Below are 5,381 nucleotides of genomic sequence, written 5' to 3'. Positions count from 1 at the left end.
CATCTGTAATCTGCTTTATGAGTCTTGCTGCATCATGCCTTGCCACTTCCTCCATTGATTCTATGAGAACCTTTTTTGCCTCTTCTACTGACATACCTGATATCCTTTCCAGTTTAACCCTCTCTTCTTCCAGAAGCATCACATATTGTTTTTCCTTTTCCTGAAGAGCCTTTTCCTGATGTAGTGTATTTTTTTCTCTCTTCAGGAGTTCCATCTCTTTCCTATCAAAAAGTTCTATCTTTTTGTCAAGGTTCTCTTCTTTGCTGGCAAGTCTTCTCTCCTGATTTTGAATCTCTTGCCGTCTTTCTTTAATTTCGTTATCTAACTCAATCTTGCCATGATAGAGTCTGTCCTTTGCCTGAAGGTCTGCTTCCTTTCTGATATTTTCAGCCTCTTTTTTTGCCTTCTCAACAACAGATTCTGCCAGTTTATTAGCACTCTCCAGCCCTGCCTCTGCAAAAACCCTGCGGATAATATAACCTACCGCGATACCAAGAACTAAACCAATTGCTAACCATACATATATTCCCATCTTAATTACTCCTTTCTGAATTAGTGAAACCTAACACCTGATTACCCTCTTTTCTGTAATTATCATATCCATATTCACATCATGCCTTTCCACAGGCAGTTCGTTTACAATCTGAAAATCAAAGGCAAGTCCGATAATCGCTATATGCCCTTTTAAACCTGACAGAAGCCTGTCATAATAGCCCTTGCCATATCCAAGCCTATTTCCATAAACATCAAATACCACACCCGGAACAACAACAATATCTAATCCCTTGACATCAGCAATTTCGTGTCTGCCCTTTGGTTCCGGGATATCATACGAACCTGTTACGAAGTCATCGTTTTTTTCTACCTTTATAAACTGAAGTTTCCTTTGTCCTGAAACAATCTTTGGAAAATATACCTGCTTGCCACTGACAAATGTATGTTTCATAATTTCATCTGTAATAACCTCATTTTTGAAACTTGAGTAAAGTGCCAGTCTCTTTGCCCTCCTGTATATTTCCAAATGGAGAAACCTATTTTGGATACAACTGCTTTTCCTGAACACCTTTTCGTTTATCATTTGAACTTTATCATTTGAACTTTATTATTCATACTTACTGCATGAAGATATATCCTTTAATTAAAACCCTTTCTCGATACTCCCTTTAAATCTGACCTATTATTCCCTCTTTTCGCAAAATCTTATCTCCCCCACTGCAATGCCGTGTAAGTAGTCTATTCATCTGAACCTATCCTAGATAGGTGGGTGTCTTAATTAACTGCTTTTGGTTTCCCGTCAGACGGGCATGCCATCTGTCAGTCAGGGAAGGCACCCTGTTTGATGGTGTTGGTTCTGAATATTCCACTAATCACGAACATAGCAGGGGAGATTATCTATACCGTTTTTGTGATTTTTGCATCTATCAGTTCACTCAGTTTATCTGCTTTCAACTCCAGTTTTTCTAATCTCTCCCTTGTTTTTATATATTCACCTGCTATATTCATTGCTGTTAAAAGTGCCACATCAAGTTTTGATGCTATCCTTGCATTATCTCTTATTTCATGTATCTTATTATCTACAAGATCAACTACCCTTTTAGTATATTCTTCATCCTCATCTGTTTTTACCAGCAATCTCTGCTCTAATAATTTTACCTCAACAGAATTGCCCACATTATCCTCACTATTTCGCTAGCCTCATTATTTCTTATGCACCCTGCAAAAGTCCTTCTATCTTTTCAAGTATAGAATCTACCTTTCCCTTTATGAGCCCTTTTTCTTTATCCATCCTGCCACAATCTTCCATTAGTTTTGACAACTCTTTATCTTTTTCTTCAAGTTCTTTAAAGAGTTTTCTGTTTTCTTGTTTCAGTAACATGTAACTTTCAATCAATCTGCCAACCCTTTGCTCAAGGATATCAAATTTATCAAGTTCCATCTTATCGCCTTTCTCACCTCTATATTACACATTTTACTCCAAGAAGTCAATAAGCATATAAATTCCCGTAAGGACGCAGAGATGTTGGGATAATCTTCTTGAAATTAGATTTCAAAATATCTACTGTATTTAGATTAAAATCTTTACAATAGTCAGTAAGATAAGCCTTAAGGGTATTAGTATCCTCTTCTGTTAGTTCAAGGATGCTTACCTCTGCACCGCAGAGTTTTTTGTCAACATCACCTCTTACAAATATTGTCCCGCCGTGCATACCTGTTCCAACATAATCTCCAACCATATCATGCCTGTTATCCAGATTCAGCAAAATCAACATACCGCCAGCCATATATTCACCAAAAAAATCACCTGCAGTTCCCCCTGCAATAATTACCGGGATTTGTTTTTTATATCCTTTCATGTGTATCCCGATTCTGTAGCCCACATTGCCTCGGATATGGAGTTTCCCGCCCCTCATACCATAACCAAGGACATCGCCTGCATGTCCATGAATAATCACCTTACCGCTGTTCATTGTGTTTCCTATATTATCCTGTGCATTATCCTTTATAATCAGTGTAGGTCCATCCATAAATGCTGCAAGGTCATTTCCCGGGACACCCTCTATTGTAATTGCAGCCTCACCCCGCAGCCCGTCAGCAATATAGTACTGTCCATTTACATTCTTGAGGAGGATTTCCTTCTCACCATTAGAAACAGCCTCTCTTACCCTCTGGTTCAATTGCCTGTAGTAAATCCCTTTTGCATCAATTGTAAGCATAGTTGTATAACCCCTTACGATAATTACAAATTAGGAATTACGAATTGACTACAATTACGAATAGTGCCTTTAATTCTTAATTCGTAATTGTTAATTCATAATTGTCTTTTACCTTCCTGCTGGTTTTACACCGAGTATATCCAGTGTCAGGCTGTCAAGCCCAACGCCCCTGAGCCTTTCTCTGCTTCCCCTCAAACTCTCAATTGCATTTACACCAAGGGCGCCGAGTATCTCTTTAAGTTCATGGCTCCATGCATGAACCAGATTTATGAGTCTTTCTGCATAAATTTCAGGGTCAAGCCGAACTGTAAGTTCAGGTCTCTGTGTTGTTATGCCCCAACTGCAGTTGCCTGTATAGCATTTGCCGCACACAGTGCATCCCATTGTTATAAGCGCTGATGTGCCAAGGGCAACTGCATCCGCGCCAAGGGCGATCGCCTTTGCAGCGTCAGCGCTGCTCCTTATGCCGCCTGCTGCAATAATAGATGCCTCATTCCTTATGCCTTCCTGCCTTAACCTCTCATCAACTGCTGCAAGGGCATGTTCAATAGGTATGCCGAGATGATCGCGGATAATTATAGGCGCTGCGCCTGTGCCTCCCCTGAATCCGTCAATATAAACTATATCAGCGCCTGCCCGGACAATACCGCTGGCTATGGCAGCGACATTGTGGACCGCAGCAATCTTTACAGACACAGGCTTCGTATAATTGGTTGCCTCTTTTAATGCAAATATTAACTGCCTTAAATCTTCTATAGAATAAATATCATGCTGCGGCGCAGGTGATATTGCATCTGTCCCAACAGGTATCATCCTTGTCTTTGCTATATCAAGGGGTATCTTTTCTCCGGGCAGGTGTCCGCCTATGCCGGGTTTTGCACCCTGTCCGATTTTGATTTCAACAGCAACACCTGCGTTCAGATAATCAGGATTGACGCCGAACCTCCCTGATGCAACCTGAACAATCACATTACTGCGATACGGATATATATCCTCATGCAAGCCGCCTTCGCCTGTATTCATCACAATCCCAAGTTCCTTTGCAGCAATCGCAAGGGTCTTCTGCGCATTTAAACTTATTGAACCATAGGACATTGGTGCGAATATAAACGGCATCTCAAGTTTGATTTGCGGCGGCATCTTTGTCTTGAGTTTCGGCTTGCCATCAGGCCCATTTTCAAACTCAAGTTTTGCAGGTTTTTTACCAAGGTATGTCCTGAGTTCCATAGGTTCACGGAGCGGGTCAATAGAAGGATTTGTAACCTGACATGCATCTATCAAGAGATGGTCAAACAGGACAGGATAAGGCAGATCACTTCCCATGCCTGTAAGTGGGATACCCCCTGTATCAGCCTGCCTCTTGATATTTCTTATCTGATAAAAACCCCAGTTTGCATTATTCCTATATCGGACAGGATTATCCTCTATGGTGATTGCCTCTTCAGGACAGTAGTGATAACATCTTAAGCACTTGACACACTTGAATGTATCAATAAGGACATTATCTCCACCCCATGAATAAACACTCCACCCGGCACTGCCAGACTTTTAAACACTGTAAACCTCCACAGCCCAAACCTGAAGGTTTCAGTTACATGTAACTCAAGGCTTTAGCCTTGATTCTATTTTTCCAACTCCACAATCACAGGCTCCCCTGCCTTTGGTGCCCAGACCTGTTCAGGATTCGGACATATCTCCCTTATTGAAGACTCCTCACTTGCCATATAAACAGTCTTTCCCTTTGTTGCTGCAACAAGGGGCCGCAGTTTTATCCTGTCATTAAACCCAACAAGCCCCCTGCTGTGCCCGAAGAGGATTGAAAATGGCCCGTTCATGAGTGCACTGCCGTATATCATGCGAAGGGCAGTCATTGTATTTTTCTCATCATCAGGCAGAGCATCAATCTTCTTCCAGAAAGGTGCTGCAAGGGCTGCGCATGCGGTCTCTACAGCCAATCCGTGTCTTCTCACTAATAAATCAAAAAGATATGCTACAACCTCTGTATCTGTAAGAAGTGTAAGTTTATATCCATACATCTCAAGGTATCTCTTGTTTATTCCGTATGATGAAATTTCACCGTTGTGGACAATAGACCAGTCAAGGAGTGTAAACGGATGCGCGCCTCCCCACCAGCCCGGTGTATTTGTAGGAAATCTTGTATGACCTGTCCATATATAACCTTCATATTCATCTATCCTAAAAAACCTTGCAATCTCCACGGGCATACCAACACCCTTAAATACACCCATATTTTTGCCACTGGAAAAGACATAGGCTCCATTTATCTCAGAGTTAATCTTCATAACAGTCCTGACAACAAAATCATCATCCGGAAGACCAGCGGTTTCTCTTTCAGGTCTTTCAGCAAGGGGTTTTACAAAATATCGCCATAGAATTGGTGATATTTTAATACCCTCTACTTGGGCAGCGGGGATAGACTCCTTTTTCTCTATATGATAATTCCTTTTGATAAATTCCTCTGCGTCGGTCTTTGATGAAGGTTCATCATACATTATGTGGAAGGCATATAAATCCTTATATTCAGGATAGATACCGTATGCCGCATAACCTGCACCAAGTCCATTACCCCTGTCATTCATAAGGCAGAGGGCCTTTGCTGTGATACCTCCGCTAATCCTTTTGCCATCTTTATTTATAATGCCAACA

General features: G+C 41.3%; 7 protein-coding genes and 1 other RNA gene. All 8 read right to left on the bottom strand.

Translation table 11 applies throughout. The features are described 5' to 3' along the window. The coding region (locus tag HZC45_02655) for a DUF3552 domain-containing protein (GenBank protein MBI5682060.1) at window positions 1-532 on the bottom strand (532 nt) is incomplete at its 3' end. A 30-nt stretch (window positions 533-562) separates the two neighbouring features. Further along, the gene (locus tag HZC45_02650; GenBank protein ID MBI5682059.1) at window positions 563-1,078 is read right to left on the bottom strand and encodes a 5-formyltetrahydrofolate cyclo-ligase; all 516 of its coding nucleotides are present in this window, start codon (window positions 1,076-1,078) and stop codon (window positions 563-565) included. 124 nt (window positions 1,079-1,202) lie between these two features. After that, window positions 1,203-1,388: non-coding RNA, 6S RNA (ssrS, locus tag HZC45_02645), on the bottom strand. A 4-nt stretch (window positions 1,389-1,392) separates the two neighbouring features. Beyond that, window positions 1,393-1,671 carry a cell division protein ZapA gene (locus HZC45_02640; GenBank protein ID MBI5682058.1) on the bottom strand — a complete coding sequence of 93 codons (279 nt, stop codon included), beginning with the start codon at window positions 1,669-1,671 and terminating at the stop codon, window positions 1,393-1,395. Between the two features lie 34 nt (window positions 1,672-1,705). Then, window positions 1,706-1,936: a cell division protein ZapB gene (gene zapB / locus HZC45_02635; protein MBI5682057.1), complete on the bottom strand. Its 231-nt coding sequence runs from the start codon at window positions 1,934-1,936 to the stop codon at window positions 1,706-1,708. Between the two features lie 46 nt (window positions 1,937-1,982). Next, window positions 1,983-2,714: a hypothetical protein gene (locus HZC45_02630; GenBank protein MBI5682056.1), complete on the bottom strand. Its 732-nt coding sequence runs from the start codon at window positions 2,712-2,714 to the stop codon at window positions 1,983-1,985. 108 nt (window positions 2,715-2,822) lie between these two features. Further along, window positions 2,823-4,208, bottom strand: coding sequence for an alpha-hydroxy-acid oxidizing protein (locus HZC45_02625; protein ID MBI5682055.1), 1,386 nt, complete (start codon window positions 4,206-4,208; stop codon window positions 2,823-2,825). 128 nt (window positions 4,209-4,336) lie between these two features. After that, a partial coding sequence (locus tag HZC45_02620; protein ID MBI5682054.1) for a glutamine amidotransferase family protein occupies window positions 4,337-5,381 on the bottom strand: 1,045 nt, incomplete at its 5' end.

It is taken from the genome of Deltaproteobacteria bacterium (assembly GCA_016223005.1).
Classification (GTDB): Bacteria; Desulfobacterota; GWC2-55-46; order UBA9637; family GWC2-42-11; genus JACRPW01.
This window is presented reverse-complemented; position numbering and strand designations above follow the sequence as displayed.

What these genes read in the sequence shown, in the direction of transcription:
- HZC45_02630 (MBI5682056.1), bottom strand. Translation starts at nt 2,714, where the DNA reads ATGCTTACAATTGATGCAAAAGGGATTTACTACAGGCAATTGAACCAG.
- zapB (MBI5682057.1), bottom strand. Translation starts at nt 1,936, where the DNA reads ATGGAACTTGATAAATTTGATATCCTTGAGCAAAGGGTTGGCAGATTG.
- HZC45_02650 (MBI5682059.1), bottom strand. Translation starts at nt 1,078, where the DNA reads ATGATAAACGAAAAGGTGTTCAGGAAAAGCAGTTGTATCCAAAATAGG.